This window comes from Algibacter marinivivus (genome assembly GCF_003143755.1).
Lineage (GTDB): Bacteria > Bacteroidota > Bacteroidia > Flavobacteriales > Flavobacteriaceae > Algibacter_B > Algibacter_B marinivivus.
Genome location: NZ_QFRI01000001.1, coordinates 1412107 through 1429514, shown reverse-complemented (window position 1 = coordinate 1429514; position 17408 = coordinate 1412107). Strand labels below are relative to the sequence as shown.

Genomic DNA, 17408 nt, shown 5'->3' with positions numbered 1-17408 from the left:
ATCTATAATAATCTTATCAATCTTACTTTTCTAAATCAGCTTTCAACTTTAATACATAAGAAACTACTTGCCAACGTTCTTCTTCGTTCAATTGGTTAGCATAAGATCCCATGGCATTTTTACCATAATAAATTGTATGGTAAATACTTCCTTCATTAATAGCTCTACCAGCGTCATCATAACTTGGAATACCAAGAATTTTTTCACGCTTCACAAGGTTCCCTTGTCCTTTACCTTTATTACCATGACAAATACCACAGTAAATATTATAAATCTCTTTTCCTCTCTCTAAATCTACTTGAGTAGAATCAAGTGGGCTTTTTAAAGTTGCTTTTGCTAACTCATAACCTGCTGTAGAATTCTCGATATCAAAAGGAACGAAACCTCTTGGGATAGAACCCTCAGCTGGAACTTGTGCTTCAACGCCGTTAGGAAATGCTGCTTCTCCATAAGTTTCATACCCAGCAGACTCATACATGTTAGGCATGAATTGATAGTTTGGTGCTGTATCTTTTTTACAAGACACTGCAACTAAAACAACTGCTATTACTAATATTTTAATTAAGCTTTTCATATTATTTATTAATGGGCTTTATCAACTAAATTAATTTCTACTGCTCCAGTTTCTGCTAACAAGCTTTCTAATTCTTTTTCATTTCCATGAACGGCTATTTCCATTAAAAAATGGTCATCTGTAGTTCTTGGGTCAGGATTTTCAGCATTTTTAAAAGGCCACATTCTACTACGTAAGTAAAATGTAATTACCATTAAGTGAGCTGCAAAAAACACTGTAAGCTCAAACATAATTGGTACAAAAGCAGGCATGTTTTCTAAGTAGCTAAAACTTGGTTTACCACCAATGTTTTGAGGCCAATCCTCTATCATGATGAAATTCATCATTAGAATAGCTACAGTTAAACCAACTAAACCATACATAAATGCTGTAATAGCAATACGTGTTGGTGCTAATCCCATAGCTTTGTCTAGTCCGTGAACCGGAAACGGTGTATATATCTCTTCGATGTGATGTCTTTCTTCCTTAACCTTTTTAACGGCAGACATTAAAATATCATCATCGGTATAAATAGCGTGAATAACTTTTGAAGCTTCCATTGACTATATTTAGTTTATTAATTTTTTAGCTTGTCCTGCCCAATCATCTCGTTCTGCTCTTCCTGGAAAAGATTCAGTGATCGAGTCTAACAAATCATATTCTTTTTTCGTCATCTTACTAACCTGAAGGAATGTATAAATACCAATACTATTAAGTATGCCTTCCATTTTAGGTCCAACTCCACTTATTTTCTTTAAATCATCAGCAGTTTGAGTAGCAGCATCAAAAGCACCAATGCTTCCTAATAAGTTACTCACTTTTGCTGAATTACCATCAGTTGAAGTTATTTCCTTTTTAGCTTTAGCAGCAGGTTTAGCAACTGTATTACCAGATGTTCTTGCATCTGCACCTGTTCCTACTAAACTATCACCTCGTTCTCTTATATTTTTATAACGTTCTCCAGAAGATTTCAAAATTGTTTTTACTTCCGCTTGAGCGATAACAGGGAATGTTCTAGAGTATAATAAGAATAATACAAAGAAGAATCCTATTGTTCCGATGAAAATCCCAATATCAACAAATGTAGGTGAGAACATTGTCCATGAAGATGGTAAATAATCTCTATGTAACGAAGTTACAATGATTACAAAACGCTCAAACCACATACCTATGTTTACTACAATTGAGATAAAGAATGAGAACATGATACTTGTTCTTAATTTCTTGAACCACATAAATTGTGGAGAGAATACATTACAAGTCATCATCGCCCAATATGCCCACCAGTAAGGTCCGGTTGCTCTATTTAAGAAAGCGTATTGTTCGTATTCTACACCTGAGTACCATGCAATGAATAACTCTGTAATATAAGCTACACCAACTATAGAACCGGTAATCATGATGACTATGTTCATTAACTCAATGTGTTGTACTGTAATATAATCTTCAAGGTTACACACTTTTCTCATAATAATAAGAAGTGTGTTTACCATAGCAAATCCTGAGAATACCGCACCAGCAACAAAGTATGGTGGGAAAATTGTTGTATGCCAACCAGGAATAACTGATGTTGCGAAGTCAAACGATACAATAGTATGTACAGAAAGTACTAATGGTGTTGCTAAACCTGCAAGTACCAATGATACTTCTTCAAAACGTTGCCAATCTTTTGCTCTACCAGACCAACCGAAACTTAGTAAAGAATATATTTTCTTTTGAAAAGGCTTAATAGCTCTATCACGTAACATAGCAAAATCAGGTAATAAACCAGTCCACCAGAATACTAATGATACTGATAAATATGTTGAAATTGCGAATACATCCCAAAGTAAAGGCGAATTAAAGTTAACCCATAATGAACCAAATTGGTTTGGAATTGGTAATACCCAGTACCCTAGCCATGGACGACCCATGTGAATAATAGGAAATAATCCTGCTTGAACAACCGAGAAAATCGTCATTGCTTCTGCAGAACGGTTAATTGCCATTCTCCATTTTTGACGGAATAATAAAAGTACTGCAGAAATAAGTGTTCCTGCGTGACCAATACCAACCCACCAAACAAAGTTAGTAATATCCCAAGCCCAACCTACGGTCTTGTTTAAACCCCAAGTTCCAATACCTGTAGATATTGTGTATAAAATACATCCGATTCCCCAAAGGAAAGCTATCAATGCTATAGAAAAAACTATCCACCATTGCTTATTTGCTTTTCCTTCAACAGGTTTAGCCACATCCACAGTAACATCGTGGTATGATTTTTCACCTGTAACTAAAGGTCTTCTAATAGGTGCTTCGTAATGAGACGCCATAATTATATAATTGATTCTTTAATTAAATTTATGCTTCAGTTGTATTTCTCACTTTAGTATGATACTGCACGTTAGGCTTAGTACCAACACTTTCTAATAAGTGATACATACGATCATCTTTTAAAAGTTTTGCAACTTTACTGTCTTTATCATTGATATCTCCAAAACTCATTGCTCCATTACTACAAGCTGCAGAACAAGCTGTTTGGAATTCACCATCTTTGATTTCACGTCCATCACGTTTTGCATCAAGAATAGTTTTTTGTGTTTTTTGAATACACATAGAACATTTTTCCATAACACCACGAGAACGAACAACCACATCTGGATTTAATACCATACGTCCTAAATCATCATTCATATGATAATCGAACTCATCATTTCCGTTGTATAAGAACCAGTTAAAACGACGCACTTTATAAGGACAGTTGTTTGCACAATATCTAGTACCTACGCAACGGTTATAAGCCATATGATTTTGACCTTGACGACCATGTGAAGTTGCTGCCACAGGACAAACTGTTTCACAAGGTGCATGGTTACAATGTTGACACATTACTGGTTGGAATACTACTTGAGGATTCTCAGAAGCATTTTCCAATTCACCAAATTCACTTAATGAACTTCCTAAACCAGAAATATTATCTTTTTTATTGTCATCACCTTCAAAAGATTCTTCAGATGAATAATATCTATCAATACGTAACCAGTGCATATCACGACTACGACGTACTTCAGTTTTACCAACTACAGGCACATTATTTTCAGCATGACAAGCAATTACACAAGCTCCACATCCTGTACAGGCATTTAAATCGATTGATAAGTTAAAATGATGTCCAATTGAACGATCAAATTCATCCCATAAATCAACATCTGGTGAAGTAACTGGAGTTTCTTCGTGATTTAAAGATACCGTTGGAACTTTATTCCATACGTCTCTATCTTTTGTATTAAAAATCTCTAAAGTTGTTTCGCGAACAATATCGCCACGACCCATTAAAGTATTATGAAGTTGTACAGAAGCAAATTCATGCTCACCAGTAGCAGGTTCAATAGTTACACTCTGAACATTATTAGCGTTTTGATATAATGCATATGCATTTACACCAGTTTGCATCTCTTCTTTTAAACCAGCAGTTCTACCATATCCTAATGCTAATCCAACAGAACCTTTTGCTTGTCCTGGTTGAATCATTACTGGAGCAGTAACTGTTACACCATTTACAGTAACATTTGCATAACTACCATTTAAAGCACCATTTGCAACATGCTTATTTGTTAAACCAATACGATCTGCATCTGCTTTTGAAACCGTTAAATAGTTATCCCAAGATGTTCTTGTAATTGGATCTGGAAACTCTTGTAACCATGGGTTGTTGGCTTGCTGACCATCACCCATACCTACTTTAGTGTATAATGTTAATTCTAAACCTTCAGATTTAGCAGATGCTGCTAATGAGCGTGCTGCATTTCCAAAAGGTGTTGCATTTTCTTCTTCAACTACATCGGCAGTATCTTCAACTTCAGTAGCAATAGTTCCAACATAAGCGCCATCATGTAAGGCTTTATTGAAAGAACTTCCACCTAAAATACTAGTTCCCCAAGCGTCTTTAATATAATCGTGATAAGACACATCATTTCCATTCCACTTTAATAAAGCTTCTTGAAACTGTCTTGTATCAAATAAAGGACGGATTGTTGGTTGCATTAACGCATAATGTCCTTTTTTAAGTTCAACATCTCCCCAAGACTCTAAATAATGAGGTGCTGCTGCTATATATTGTGTTTGCGTAGACGTTTCATCAGCTTTCATTGAGAACGCTACAGATAATTCTGTTTTTTTCAATCCTTCAGCAAAATCTGAAGCATTTGCCAATGTATATATTGGGTTTACACCACTCATGATAATTGCAGCAACTTTACCAGCTTTCATATCAGCTACTAATTGTGCTACTGCTTTATCATTACCTTGTCTTGTTTTAATTGGTGTTTTAGGATCAAAAGCCTTACTTCCTAAAGCTTCATTAATTTCGATAGCAACTGCTTGTGCATTTACATCGTTAATACCAGTAACTACAACACCATTACTTCCCGCTTTCTTCAATTGAGAAGCAGCTTTTTTAACTGCATCTTCAATATGAGTAGGTAAATCTCCTGAAACAGAACCACCAACGATTTGACTATGTAATTTAGCTAGAGCTATTTTTTGTTGAGATGGTGTTAAAGGCACACGTTTATCAGCATTTGCACCAGTTAAAGACATGTTAGACTCAAACTGAACGTGTCTTGACATTTTACCGTGATCTGGCACTCTGTTTTTAGAATATCCAGAGTCGAAACCTCCACCTTGCCAATCTCCTAAGAAATCTGCACCAACAGAAACGATAGTCATCGCTTTAGCAAAATCGTAATTTGCTAATCCGCGTTCACCATATTTAGCTTGGTAAGCATCTAATGCAGCTGATTCTGAAACAGCATCATAAACTACGTGACGAACATTACCATATTTTTCTTTAAACTCAGAAATCAACTTACTAGTTGAAGGACTTGCAAAAGTTTGTGTTAGCAACACAATATCTTTATTAGCCGCAGCAATATCAGTTAATTTTTTTGTTGTTTCAGAATCAAAATCACTCCAAGAAATAGACGCATCGCCTTTCTTAGGGCCTTGAACTCTCAAACTGTCATACAACCCTAAAACTGAAGCATTCACCCTAGCATTTGCACTACCGTTAGTAGTTGCCATGGTGTTGTTTTCAATCTTAATTGGACGACCTTCGCGCGTTTTAACTAAAACACTTGCAAAATCAAATCCATTAGCAATTGTAGTCGCGTAATAATTTGCAACACCAGGAATAATCTCTACTGGTTGTACTACATAAGGAATAGATTTTTTCACAGGACCCTCACAAGCCGCTAAAGATGCAGCAGCTGTACTAAATCCTACATATTTTAAGAAATCGCGACGTGTTGTAGAAGATGACTCTAATGTTTCTTTATCACCTAAAAATTCATCAGTAGGAATCTCAGCTACAAACTCGTTTTGTTTTAGCGTCTCAACAATAGAGCTATTTTCGTTTAGCTCTTCAACACTTTTCCAGTATTTCTTGTTTGATGACATATTATATAATTGAATTACTTCTTATTAATTTTTTTACACTTAGACTACACTAAGTGTTACAATCATTTTATTCTTAATAATGACACTTACCACATTCCAGACCACCCATTTGAGCAGCTGTTAACTCATCTACACCATATTTCTTAGATAACTCTTCGTGTATTTTAGTGTAGTACGCGTTGTCTTTAACGTCAATATTTGTTTCTCTATGACAATTGATACACCAACCCATTGTTAATGGTGCATGTTGGTACATCACTTCCATTTCTTCAACTGGCCCGTGACATGTTTGACATTCAACCCCAGCAACAGTAACGTGTTGTGAGTGATTGAAATATGCGAAATCTGGTAAGTTATGAATACGAACCCATTTTACTGGACTAGATTCACCAGTGTATTTCTGTTCAGCATCATCCCATCCAGCTGCAGCATATAATTTTTTAATTTCACCATCATAGAATTCTTTTGAATATTCTGGTGAAGTCTCTCCAGTATATTCATAGATTGATTTATGACAGTTCATACAAACATTAAGTGAAGGTATTCCTGACGTTTTACTAACTCTTGCAGAAGAGTGACAGTATTTACAATCTACACCATTATCGCCTGCGTGTATTTTATGCGAAAAATGAATTGGCTGTACTGGTTGATATCCTTGATCAACACCAATTTGCGATAAGTATCCGTACACAAAATAAGCACTAGACAATAAAAAGAATATCGCTACTACAAGCATTAAAAATTGATTTTGAATAAATGCTTTCCATAATGGCGTTCTACTTGAAGACTCAGGTAAATCTATACCTTGAGCAGATGCAAAACGACGTAATGTTTTATTTACTAAGTATAATCCAGCCGCTAATAAAATAAATAGAATTGCAAGAGCTCCTAAAATGATTTCGTTTGAAATGCCTCCAGAAGTTGCAGTATCAGTTCCACCATCAGGATTTGGTGGCGTAGGTGGAGCAACTTTCTTCTCTTCAGCAGTGTAAGCTAAAATATTATCAATGTCTTCATTAGACAATTGAGGAAACGCAGTCATAGCTGCACCTCCATATTCTTTGTAAATTTTGTTTGCGTAAGCATCCCCAGATTTAATAACTCCGGCACTATTTTTAATCCAAGCGTACAACCATTCTCTATCTAAACCTTCTTCTTCAGCTAAACGCGCCTCTACATTACGTAATGCAGGTCCAGTCATCTTTTTATCTAACTTATGACAGGCAGCACAATTGGCATTGAATAATGATTTTCCTTTTGCTGGATCTCCTTCTTGAGCAGAAAGAGTATTTGTAAACGCTAATAAAAAAACTAAGCCTAAACGAAGAAAGTTTTTGCTTAATTTACGGTGAATCACCTTTCTCATATTGTTGGTCAAATTAACTTCTAAACTTTGGTATGATTTTTTCATTATCATAAATGGAAAAATACAGTTAAAAAAATCTCTCGCAAAAGTAATATTAAAAGTCCATTTTAGAAATGTTACAGAAGTGTTAATTGATAATTTAGAGGGATTCTAAATAATAAAAAGAGCCACAATTAAGTTTATAACGTATACATTTGTATAAATAATTTTGAAAATGAAACCATTGAATTTAAAAATTAGTTTTTTAAGCCTTATTACTTTTATGTTGATTTCAGTACACGGTCACTCTCAACAAGGCGATGTAACTATAAATCAAGACAAACATATTACCGTTTTACTTGATTTAAAAAAGGAAATGAATAAAAATGAAGCTGATCCAAAACGTTACAAAATTCAAGTTTATTCGGGTAATCGTGCCGGTGCTTATGCTGCTCAAGAAGAGTATAACAAGTCTGTAAGTGGTGGTTGGAATCCTTCAATTCAATATGAAACACCTAATTTTAAAATATGGGTAGGAAACTTTAGAACACGTCTTGAAGCAGACAGGGCTTTAAAAAGAATTAAGAGAACGTTTCCTCATGCTTTTATTTTCAAACCAAAGAAAAGTTAAAAACTAAAAATCTTATAATAAAAAAAGAGCGGTTAATTAACCGCTCTTTTTTTATTTAACATAATTGATGTAAAGATTACTTTAACTTCTTCTTAACCTCAACTTCATGGAAAGCTTCAATAATGTCGCCTTCTTTTATATCATTGTAGTTTTTAATTTGCATACCACAATCGTATCCTTTTGATACTTCTTTAGCATCATCTTTAAATCGTTTTAATGATGCTAATTCTCCAGTAAATACAACTACACCATCACGAATCAATCTGATCCCTGAGTTTCTAAGTATTTTACCGTTAGTTACCATACAACCAGCAATGGTTCCGATTTTAGATACTTTAAATATTTCTCTAATTTCAGCAGTACCAGTAATCTCTTCTTTAAGCTCTGGAGATAACATACCTTCCATAGCGTCTTTAAGATCGTTAATAGCATCATAGATGATTGAGTATGTTCTGATATCAATTTCTTCTTTATCAGCAATAGATCTTGCATTTCCAACAGGACGTACATTAAATCCAACGATAATAGCATCAGAAGCCGAAGCTAATAATACATCACTTTCAGTAATAGCTCCAACACCTTTATGTAAGATATTCACTTGAATTTCTTCAGTAGATAATTTCTGGAACGAATCAGTTAATGCTTCAACAGAACCATCCACATCACCTTTAAGGATAATATTTAACTCTTGGAAATCTCCAAGTGCAATACGACGACCAATTTCATCTAATGTAATATGACGTTGTGTTCTAACAGATTGCTCACGTTGTAATTGCGCACGTTTTGAAGCAATTTGTTTCGCTTCACGCTCATCTGCAAATACGTTAAATTTATCACCTGCTTGTGGCGCACCATCTAAACCAAGTATAGAAACTGGTGTAGAAGGACCTGCCTCAGCAACATCGTTACCACGCTCATCATGCATTGCTTTTACTTTACCACTATGCTGACCAGCAAGTACATAATCTCCAACTTTTAAAGTTCCTGCTTGCACAAGAATTGTTGATACATATCCACGCCCTTTATCTAAGAATGCTTCTACAACTGTACCAATAGCAGGTTTATTTGGATTTGCTTTAAGCTCTAATAACTCCGCTTCAAGCAATACTTTTTCTAATAATTCTTTAACACCAGTACCCATTTTAGCAGAAATGTCATGAGACTGAACTTTTCCACCCCAATCTTCAACTAATAAATTCATATTAGCTAAACCTTCTTTAATTTTTTCTGGGTTTGCAGCTGGTAAATCTATTTTATTAATAGCGAATACAATAGGAACTCCAGCAGCCTGAGCATGCGAAATAGCCTCTTTTGTTTGCGGCATGATATCATCATCAGCTGCAGCTACAATAATAGCTATATCTGTTACTTGAGCACCACGAGCACGCATTGCTGTAAAGGCCTCGTGACCCGGTGTATCTAAGAATGCTATTTTTTGCCCGCTTTCTAATTGAACACCATAAGCTCCAATATGTTGGGTAATTCCACCTGATTCACCAGCAATTACATTTTCTTCACGGATGTAATCTAAAAGTGATGTTTTACCATGATCTACGTGACCCATTACCGTAACAATTGGTGCACGAGATTTTAAATCTTCTGGTTTATCTTCAACTTCTTCAATAGACTCTTCTATATCTGCAGTTACAAATTCTACTTGATATCCAAATTCTTCAGCAACAATAGATAATGTTTCAGCATCTAAACGCTGATTCATTGTTACCATCATACCAAGAGACATACAAGCAGAAATAATTTCAGTAACACCAACATCCATCATGGTAGCCATTTCACTGGCAGTAACAAATTCTGTTACTTTAATGATTTTGCTTTCTGCTGCTTCGATTTGTTGATCGATTTCAGATTGCTCTCTATGTTTATCTCTTTTCTCTCTTCTATTTTTTGCGCCTCTACCTTTGCTAGATTTTCCTTGAAGTTTTTCAAGTGTTTCACGCACTTGTTTTTTCACATCTTCTTCAGAAGGCTCTTCTTTTGGAGTATTACGACGACCTTGTCCAGGTTTTCCTTTGAAACGATCATTACCACGATTCCCAGGGCCTCTATTTTGACCACCTTGATTTGGAGGTCCAGCTTTACTAATACGACGACGCTTTTTCTTAGCATCTCCAGCTTTAGCATCTGTTTTCTTTTCTTCTTTTTTCTTTTTAGGCTTATTAAACTTAGATAAATCAATTTTATCTCCAGCTATTTTTGGGCCAGTAAGTTTTTTATATTGTGTTGTAACCTTTTCATCAGGAACAACCTCGCCATCTTCATTTAAAACTTCCTTTGTAGGTGTTTCTTTAGGTTCAGGCTTTTTAGCTTCAACTGGTTTCTCTTCAACTTTAGGCGTTTCAGTTTTTACAGTCTTAGCTTTTTCTTCAACTTTTTCTGCAGGAGCTTCTGGCTTTGCTTCAGCTTTCTTGCCGTCTAAATCTATTTTTCCAACAGTTTTAGGACCCGAAAGTTCTGCTGCGGCTTTAACCACTTCCTCTTGCTGAGCTTTTTCTCTGGCTTCTTGTGCTTTTTGCTTTGCCTCTAATTCTTTTTCACGTTTAACACGTAAATCTTCCTTTTCTTTAAGCTTAGCTTCGCTTACTTTTTGAGACTTCATCTTTTTATTTGCATCCGTCTCAAATTCATCAGAAAGCAAATCATAAGTCTCCTGAGAAATTTTCGTAGTCGGGCGCTTCTCTATCTCAACGCCTTTAGAATCTAAAAATTCTACAGCACGATCAAGAGAGATGTTAAGCTCGCGTAATACTTTATTTAATCTAATTGTTTCAGCCATAAATCGCCTTTAATAATACTCAAATATATACATTATACCTTTTCAGACATAACAATAGTGCAAATCTGCACTTTTATTTACTATTCTTCAAATTCTTCTTTCAGAATTCTGATAACATCCTCAATCGTTTCTTCTTCTAAGTCTGTTCTCTTAACAAGATCTTTAACATCTTGTTCTAATATACTCTTAGCAGTATCTAAACCTGCTTTACTGAATTCTTCAATAATCCAGCCTTCTATTTCATCTTTAAACTCACGTAACTCAACATCTTCTTCTGCACCTTCTCTAAATACATCAATTTCATAGCCTGTTAACTGACCCGCTAAACGGATGTTATGACCACCTCTACCAATAGCTTTACTTACCTCTTCTGGCTTAAGTATAACCTCAGCACGTTTGTTCTCTTCATCTAGTTTAATAGATGTAACACGCGCTGGACTTAATGCTCTAGTGATAAATAATTGTAAGTTATTTGTATAGTTAATAACATCAATATTTTCGTTTCCTAACTCACGAACGATTCCATGAATTCTAGAACCTTTCATACCTACACATGCTCCAACAGGATCAATTCTATCATCATAAGAATCTACAGCTACTTTTGCTTTTTCACCTGGAATTCTTACTACGTGTTTGATTGTAATTAAACCATCAAAAACTTCTGGTATTTCTTGCTCAAATAATTTCTCTAAAAACACAGGAGAGCTTCTTGACATAATGATAGTTGGTTTAGCGCCTTTAAGCTCTACACTATCAATAACACCTCTTACATTATCTCCTTTCCTGAAGAAATCAGAAGGTATTTGTCTGTCTTTTGGTAAAACAATTTCGTTTCCTTCATCATCTAACAAAATAACTGCTCTGTGACGAATATGGTGTACCTCAGCTGTATATATTTCTCCTACTAAATCTTTAAATTGCTTGTAGATTATGGTATTATCATGCTCATGAATCTTAGAAATTAGGTTTTGACGTAATGCTAAAATAGCACGTCTTCCTAAATCTATAAGTTTTACTTCTTCTGACACATCCTCTCCAACTTCAAAATCTGGCTCAATTTTACGAGCTTCAGTTAGTGAGATTTCTTGATTAGGTTCTTCAACCTCACCATCAGCAACAACAATTCTATTTCTCCATATTTCTAAATCCCCTTTATCTGGATTAACAATGATATCAAAATTATCATCATCCCCAAATTTCTTTTTTAAGGCACTTCTAAATACATCTTCTAAAATGGCCATTAACGTTACTCTGTCAATTAGCTTATCATCTTTGAATTCTGAAAAAGATTCAATTAACGCGACATTTTCCATAACTCTTTAAATTAAAATTTAATCATAACTTTTGCTTCTACAATATTTTCATAAGGAATATTTGCTTCCTTTTTTACAGTTACTTTGCCCTTTCCTATTGGTTTTGGCTCTCTAACTTTCCACTCTAATTTGATAGTATCATTTGTTGCTTCGGTAAGTTTACCTTCAATTTCTTCAGAAGCTGTTTTTACCTTTAGCGTTCTTTCAATGTTTTTTAAATACTGACGTTGATGTGTTAATGGAGATGCTGCTCCTGCCGACATAACCTCTAAAGAAAAATCTTCTTCTTCTCTATCTAAGTTGTGTTCTATAGCGCGACTGATAAACATACAATCTTCAACTAAAACACCATTATCGCCATCTATAATTACTTTTATGTGGTTTTCAGAATTGATTGTAAAATCAATTAAGAACAAATCAGAGCGTTCAATTAACGCTGTATCAAGTAATTCTGTAACTTTATTTTTAAACATTTTAAGTATAAAAAGAGGGGACTTTCCGTCCCCTCATATCTTTAATTTCGCCTTTCAACGGTGCAAATATATAATATTTTATTGATTTTTAAAGGAATATTTCATAAATTTAGATACACCACAACTTAACTTATGATGAAACGAACATTAATAAATTTTAAAAATATTTTCATGACAGAAAATGTTTAAAATTTTTAATAAGAGAACGCGTGTAACAAGTGGTTGCACATGTTCTTAATTTTATAATTATTATGAAATTAATTACTAAAATTTAAACATGTGAAAAAAATACTCGTTCCCACCGATTTTTCTGAGCAAGCTGAAAATGCTTTAAAAGTAGCTGCCCAATTAGCTAGAGCTCATAATGCTGAAATTTACTTATTGCACATCTTAGAAATTCCGCTACATGAAGTTGATGCTATGAATTCGCAAAGCGATTTACCTGAAGCTGTATTTTTTATGAAATTGGCTCATAAGAAGTTTGAAAATATTTTAAATAGAGATTATTTAGAAGGTGTAACTGTACATGAAACAGTTGATTTTCATGAAATTTTTAAAGGTGTTTTTCATAACTGTAAAAAGCATGATATTGATTTGGTTATTATGGGATCAAATGGTGTAAGCGGTTTAAAAGAAATGCTTATTGGTAGCAATACTGAAAAAATAGTTAGAACTTCTGAAACTCCTGTGCTTGTTGTTAAAAAGGAACATGAAACTTTTAAAGTAAGTGACTTTGTTTTTGCTTCAGACTTTAAAGAGGAAAGTAAGGCTACATATAAAAAAGCGGTTGATTTTGCTACAATTTTAAAGGCTAAATTACATTTACTTGTGGTAAATACACCTAATAAATTTATTACTTCAGACCATGCAAATGAGCGCATGCAAGATTTTGCTAATTCATCTAGCTTTTCAAATTACTCTACTAATATTTATAATGATGTGAATATTGAAAAAGGCATTATGAATTTTTCCGAATCTATTGGTGCTGATTTAATTGGTATGAGCACCCATGGTAGACAAGGAATTTCTCATTTTTTTAACGGTAGTATTAGTGAAGACTTGGTGAATCATGCAAAACGACCTGTGATTACTTTTAAGATTTAGGAATTTAATTAGTTCTGAATTCGCGTTAGGGATAGAAGCGGATAGCCCATAGCCCGATCCCGATAGCTATCGGGAGAGGTGCGAGGACTTGTAGCGGATAGCCCGACCCTTGTGGTAACGCCCAAATGAAAATATTAATAAAACAAAAAATCCTAACTTCTTTCGAAATTAGGATTTAAATGTTGGCCCACTAGGGCTCGAACCTAGACTCTTTGGTACCAAAAACCAACGTGTTGCCAGTTACACCATGGGCCATTTGTGTAATGAGGGTGCAAATTTAATATAAAAAAATCTTTGCACAAGTTTTTTTTTAAAAAAATAATCTTGAATATTTATCGTTTTTTTAAAAGCGTTTTGAGTAAACTAGATATGTTAAGACAAACTAAATAGTTAGGTCTCATTTCATATTTATTGTTAAATTCGCCAAAGCAAATAAACACTGATACACATGGCACATGTAAACTATAAAAAATGGAATGCCATTTTAGGCTGGTTTTCTTTTTTAATAGCGCTTATAACATACAGTTTAACCGTTGAACCTACCGTGAGTTATTGGGATGCGGGAGAATATATTTTAACTTCGGCAAAACTACAAGTGGGGCATCCACCAGGAGCACCTTTATTCCAAATGATGGGTGCGTTTTTTTCAATGTTTGCTTTAGAGCCTTCGCAAGTTGGTTTTATGCTGAACATGATGAGTGCTGTTGCCAGTGCATTTACCATTCTTTTTATGTTTTGGACGATTACTTTATTGCTAAAAAAGTTAGTTGGTGGTAAAAAAGATATGTCTCAAGGAAAATCTATGGCTATTTTAGGTAGTGGTTTAGTAGGAAGTTTAGCATTTGCTTTTACAGACTCTTTTTGGTTTAATGCTGTTGAGACTGAAGTTTACGCCATGGCTACTTTAATTATGTCTGTTTTATTTTGGTTAGGCTTACGCTGGGAACAAGACATGGACAAACCACGTGGTAACCGTTGGCTTATTTTAATTGCCTTTGTTATTGGGTTATCTTTTGGGGTTCACTTTATGGGATTATTGACCATACCTGCCATTGGACTTGTTTACTACTTTAAAAATTATAAAGATATTACCATTCAAAACTTTATTATTGCTAATGTAGTTTCGGTTGGTGTTTTACTATTTATATTTAAATTACTCGCACCTAACATTCTTAGGATTTTTAGTGCTTTTGAGTTGTTTTTTGTAAACACTATTGGCTTGCCTTTTAATTCAGGTTCTGTAATTGCTGGTATTGCATTAGTAGCTATTATTTTTTATGCTTTAAAATATACACGTCAAAAAAATTACACACATTTAAATACAGGAATTCTGTGTTTAACTTTTGTTATTATTGGGTTTTCAACGTGGTTAATGCTACCTATTCGTGCTAATGCCAATGTGGTAATTAATGAAAATAATCCCTCTAGTGCCAGAGAATTATTGGCTTACTATAACTTAGAGCAATATCCTGAAACACATTTGTTTTATGGACCTCAATTTACAGATCAATATGCTTATTTAGATGACAACAACCCCTATGTTGATGACAAACCTAAATATGAAAAGGATAAAGAAAAAGGTGAATATGTTGTAGTTAATGATTGGAAGAACGCTAAACAGAATTACAACTCTGACCACGCTTCTTTCTTACCTAGAATGTGGAGTAGTGAACATGCTGAAAATTACATGATGTTTTCTGGTTTTTTAGATTTTAATTTGAAGCCTGAATACGCTAGTGAAAGTGAACTGCTTGGTGCTGTAGCAAATTTCAGAAAAGATGTTAGAAGCGGTAATATTGATTATGAAGATTATAATGCTTTCCTGAAACAGTTCAAAGATTATATAAATATTGAAAAACCATCATTAGCAAGTAATATTGCTTACTTATTTGAATACCAATTAGGTTACATGTACTGGCGTTATTTTATGTGGAATTTTGCTGGAAGGCAAGATGATATTCAAGGACGTTATGATAACCATGGTAATTGGATTTCTGGAATAAAACCTATTGATGAATGGCACTTAGGCATGTCTCAAGACAATTTACCTGGAGATGTTAAAAACAATAAAGCCAGAAACACTTATTATTTATTACCGCTAATCTTAGGACTTATTGGATTCTTCTTTTTATTCAACAAAGACAGGAAATTATTCTGGGTAATGCTGGTGTTTTTCCTCTTTACAGGAATTGCTATACAGGTTTACACCAATGTACGTCCTTTTGAACCAAGAGAACGAGATTACTCTGTAGTGGGTTCTTTTTATGTGTTTGCAATTTGGATTGGTTTTGGAGTTTATGCCATTTATGATTTGCTAAAAAAATACATGTCTAAAAAATTAGCAGCACCATTAGTTACTGTTGCTTGTTTGTTATTAGTCCCTGGTATTTTAGCAGCAAACAATTGGGACGACCATGATAGATCTGACAAATATACCGCCAGAGCTATGGCAAAAATGTACTTAGATTCTTGTGCAGAAAATGCCATTTTATTTACTATTGGTGATAATGACACCTTTGCGCTTTGGTATGCTCAAGAAATTGAAGGTTATAGAACCGATGTACGTGTTGTAAATACTAGTTTATTTCAAACCGATTGGTACATAGACCAAATGAAGCGTAAAGCTTATGAGAGTGACCCTGTGCCTTCTCAACTTACTCACGATTTATATAAATATGGAACTAATGATTATATTATTATTCAGCCCGTAGTTCCTGACACTTTAGAGGTAAAACGTTTTTTAGATTTTGTTGCCAGTGATAACCCTAAGACAAAGTACAAATATATATTACAGCAACAAGGTGTTGATATGTCTAGAGTTAGAAGTCAAGATGCAAATTCAACATATTTACCTACTAAACATTTACGTGTTCCTGTAAATAAAGAAAATGCCTTAAAATATGGTATTGTAAAACCTAAAGATGAAGATAAAATTGTACCACATATTGATATTGAAGTTACAGGTGGTGCACTTTATAAAAACCGATTGTTAATGCTAGATATAGTTGCTAATAATGATTGGCAACGCCCAATTTATTTTACTGGTGGTAGTTTTGGAGACGATGATTATATCTGGATGAAAGATTATTTACAGTTAGATGGTATGTGTTACAAATTAGTACCAATAAAAACTCCTGTGGATAGAGCTAATCCTTTTGATATGGGACGTGTAGATAGTGATTTAATGTACGAAAAAGTTAAGAATTGGGATTGGGGAAATAGTGGCAGTTCAGAGATTTATCATGATGTGGAAACACGTAAAAATTCGATTACTTATAGAGGGAATTTAGCGCGTTTATCTGAGCAATTAATTAATGAAGATAAACTTGATAAGGCTGAAGAAGTAGCAGATATAGCTATGGATAATATGCCTGTTGAATATTTTGGTTATTATACGCTTTTAGAGCCTTTTATTGGAGCGTATTACGAAGTTGGTAATAAGGAAAAAGCACAACGTTTATTTAAAGATGTTTCTAAAAAATATCAAGAAAACTTAGCATACTATAGCAGCTTGAAAGTTGATAAACAAGAGCAATTGTTTGAAGATATTTACACTGATATACAGCGATATAAAGGTTTAGTTGACGTTTTAATTAGATATGATGTTGAATTTGCTGAAACTGAAGGTGATATTTTTAATAACTACTTGAGGTCTTTTAGACATTTTTATGGTGATGAAGAACCTGAAGACACCATAAGAACCGATGTAGATATTCCTACTGATAGTGGCGTTCCAATAGAAAGCGATAGCTCTAATTAAAA

General features: G+C 34.2%; 11 protein-coding genes and 1 tRNA gene. 3 read left to right on the top strand and 9 right to left on the bottom strand.

From position 1 onward, the window contains the following. Positions 1-22: 22 nt before the first annotated feature. The 5 genes from DIS18_RS06540 to DIS18_RS06520 all read right to left on the bottom strand — a co-directional run bounded on the left by DIS18_RS06540 (position 23) and on the right by DIS18_RS06520 (position 7355). A complete protein-coding gene (locus DIS18_RS06540) occupies positions 23-574 on the bottom strand; it encodes a c-type cytochrome (RefSeq protein WP_245925596.1) in 552 nt (183 codons plus the stop codon). Positions 575-582: 8 nt separating this feature from the next. Beyond that, positions 583-1113, bottom strand: a complete 531-nt coding sequence (locus tag DIS18_RS06535; RefSeq protein WP_109352196.1) for a DUF3341 domain-containing protein — start codon at positions 1111-1113, stop codon at positions 583-585. Between the two features lie 9 nt (positions 1114-1122). Next, on the bottom strand, positions 1123-2865 hold the full coding sequence (gene nrfD / locus DIS18_RS06530; protein WP_109352195.1) for an NrfD/PsrC family molybdoenzyme membrane anchor subunit: 1743 nt from the start codon (positions 2863-2865) through the stop codon (positions 1123-1125). A 28-nt stretch (positions 2866-2893) separates the two neighbouring features. Next, positions 2894-5989, bottom strand: a complete 3096-nt coding sequence (locus tag DIS18_RS06525) for a TAT-variant-translocated molybdopterin oxidoreductase (RefSeq protein WP_109352194.1) — start codon at positions 5987-5989, stop codon at positions 2894-2896. A 73-nt stretch (positions 5990-6062) separates the two neighbouring features. After that, entirely contained in the window at positions 6063-7355 is a 1293-nt protein-coding gene (locus tag DIS18_RS06520; protein WP_109352608.1) for a c-type cytochrome, read from the bottom strand. A 214-nt stretch (positions 7356-7569) separates the two neighbouring features. On the opposite strand from DIS18_RS06520, the gene DIS18_RS06515 reads away from it, so the two are divergent. After that, positions 7570-7965, top strand: coding sequence for an SPOR domain-containing protein (locus DIS18_RS06515; protein ID WP_109352193.1), 396 nt, complete (start codon positions 7570-7572; stop codon positions 7963-7965). 76 nt (positions 7966-8041) lie between these two features. Here the strand turns inward: DIS18_RS06515 and infB are convergent, their stop codons facing one another. The 3 genes from infB to rimP all read right to left on the bottom strand — a co-directional run bounded on the left by infB (position 8042) and on the right by rimP (position 12542). Next, positions 8042-10756, bottom strand: a complete 2715-nt coding sequence (gene infB, locus DIS18_RS06510; RefSeq protein WP_109352192.1) for a translation initiation factor IF-2 — start codon at positions 10754-10756, stop codon at positions 8042-8044. 80 nt (positions 10757-10836) lie between these two features. Then, positions 10837-12069, bottom strand: coding sequence for a transcription termination factor NusA (gene nusA / locus DIS18_RS06505; protein ID WP_109352191.1), 1233 nt, complete (start codon positions 12067-12069; stop codon positions 10837-10839). A gap of 11 nt (positions 12070-12080) precedes the next feature. Beyond that, a complete protein-coding gene (gene rimP, locus DIS18_RS06500; RefSeq protein WP_109352190.1) occupies positions 12081-12542 on the bottom strand; it encodes a ribosome assembly cofactor RimP in 462 nt (153 codons plus the stop codon). 279 nt (positions 12543-12821) lie between these two features. On the opposite strand from rimP, the gene DIS18_RS06495 reads away from it, so the two are divergent. Next, the gene (locus DIS18_RS06495) at positions 12822-13646 is read left to right on the top strand and encodes a universal stress protein (RefSeq protein WP_109352189.1); all 825 of its coding nucleotides are present in this window, start codon (positions 12822-12824) and stop codon (positions 13644-13646) included. A gap of 182 nt (positions 13647-13828) precedes the next feature. On the opposite strand, the gene DIS18_RS06490 is transcribed toward DIS18_RS06495, so the two are convergent. After that, positions 13829-13901 (bottom strand) — tRNA-Gln (locus tag DIS18_RS06490). A 193-nt stretch (positions 13902-14094) separates the two neighbouring features. On the opposite strand from DIS18_RS06490, the gene DIS18_RS06485 reads away from it, so the two are divergent. After that, positions 14095-17406: a glycosyltransferase family 117 protein gene (locus DIS18_RS06485; protein WP_109352188.1), complete on the top strand. Its 3312-nt coding sequence runs from the start codon at positions 14095-14097 to the stop codon at positions 17404-17406. The last annotated feature ends 2 nt before the right edge of the window (positions 17407-17408 follow it).

Bases quoted from the DNA above. Each gene is read 5' to 3' on its own strand.
- DIS18_RS06540 (WP_245925596.1), bottom strand. From the start codon at position 574: ATGAAAAGCTTAATTAAAATATTAGTAATAGCAGTTGTTTTAGTTGCA.
- DIS18_RS06535 (WP_109352196.1), bottom strand. From the start codon at position 1,113: ATGGAAGCTTCAAAAGTTATTCACGCTATTTATACCGATGATGATATT.
- nrfD (WP_109352195.1), bottom strand. From the start codon at position 2,865: ATGGCGTCTCATTACGAAGCACCTATTAGAAGACCTTTAGTTACAGGT.
- DIS18_RS06525 (WP_109352194.1), bottom strand. From the start codon at position 5,989: ATGTCATCAAACAAGAAATACTGGAAAAGTGTTGAAGAGCTAAACGAA.
- DIS18_RS06520 (WP_109352608.1), bottom strand. From the start codon at position 7,355: ATGAGAAAGGTGATTCACCGTAAATTAAGCAAAAACTTTCTTCGTTTA.
- DIS18_RS06515 (WP_109352193.1), top strand. From the start codon at position 7,570: ATGAAACCATTGAATTTAAAAATTAGTTTTTTAAGCCTTATTACTTTT.
- infB (WP_109352192.1), bottom strand. From the start codon at position 10,756: ATGGCTGAAACAATTAGATTAAATAAAGTATTACGCGAGCTTAACATC.
- nusA (WP_109352191.1), bottom strand. From the start codon at position 12,069: ATGGAAAATGTCGCGTTAATTGAATCTTTTTCAGAATTCAAAGATGAT.
- rimP (WP_109352190.1), bottom strand. From the start codon at position 12,542: ATGTTTAAAAATAAAGTTACAGAATTACTTGATACAGCGTTAATTGAA.
- DIS18_RS06485 (WP_109352188.1), top strand. From the start codon at position 14,095: ATGGCACATGTAAACTATAAAAAATGGAATGCCATTTTAGGCTGGTTT.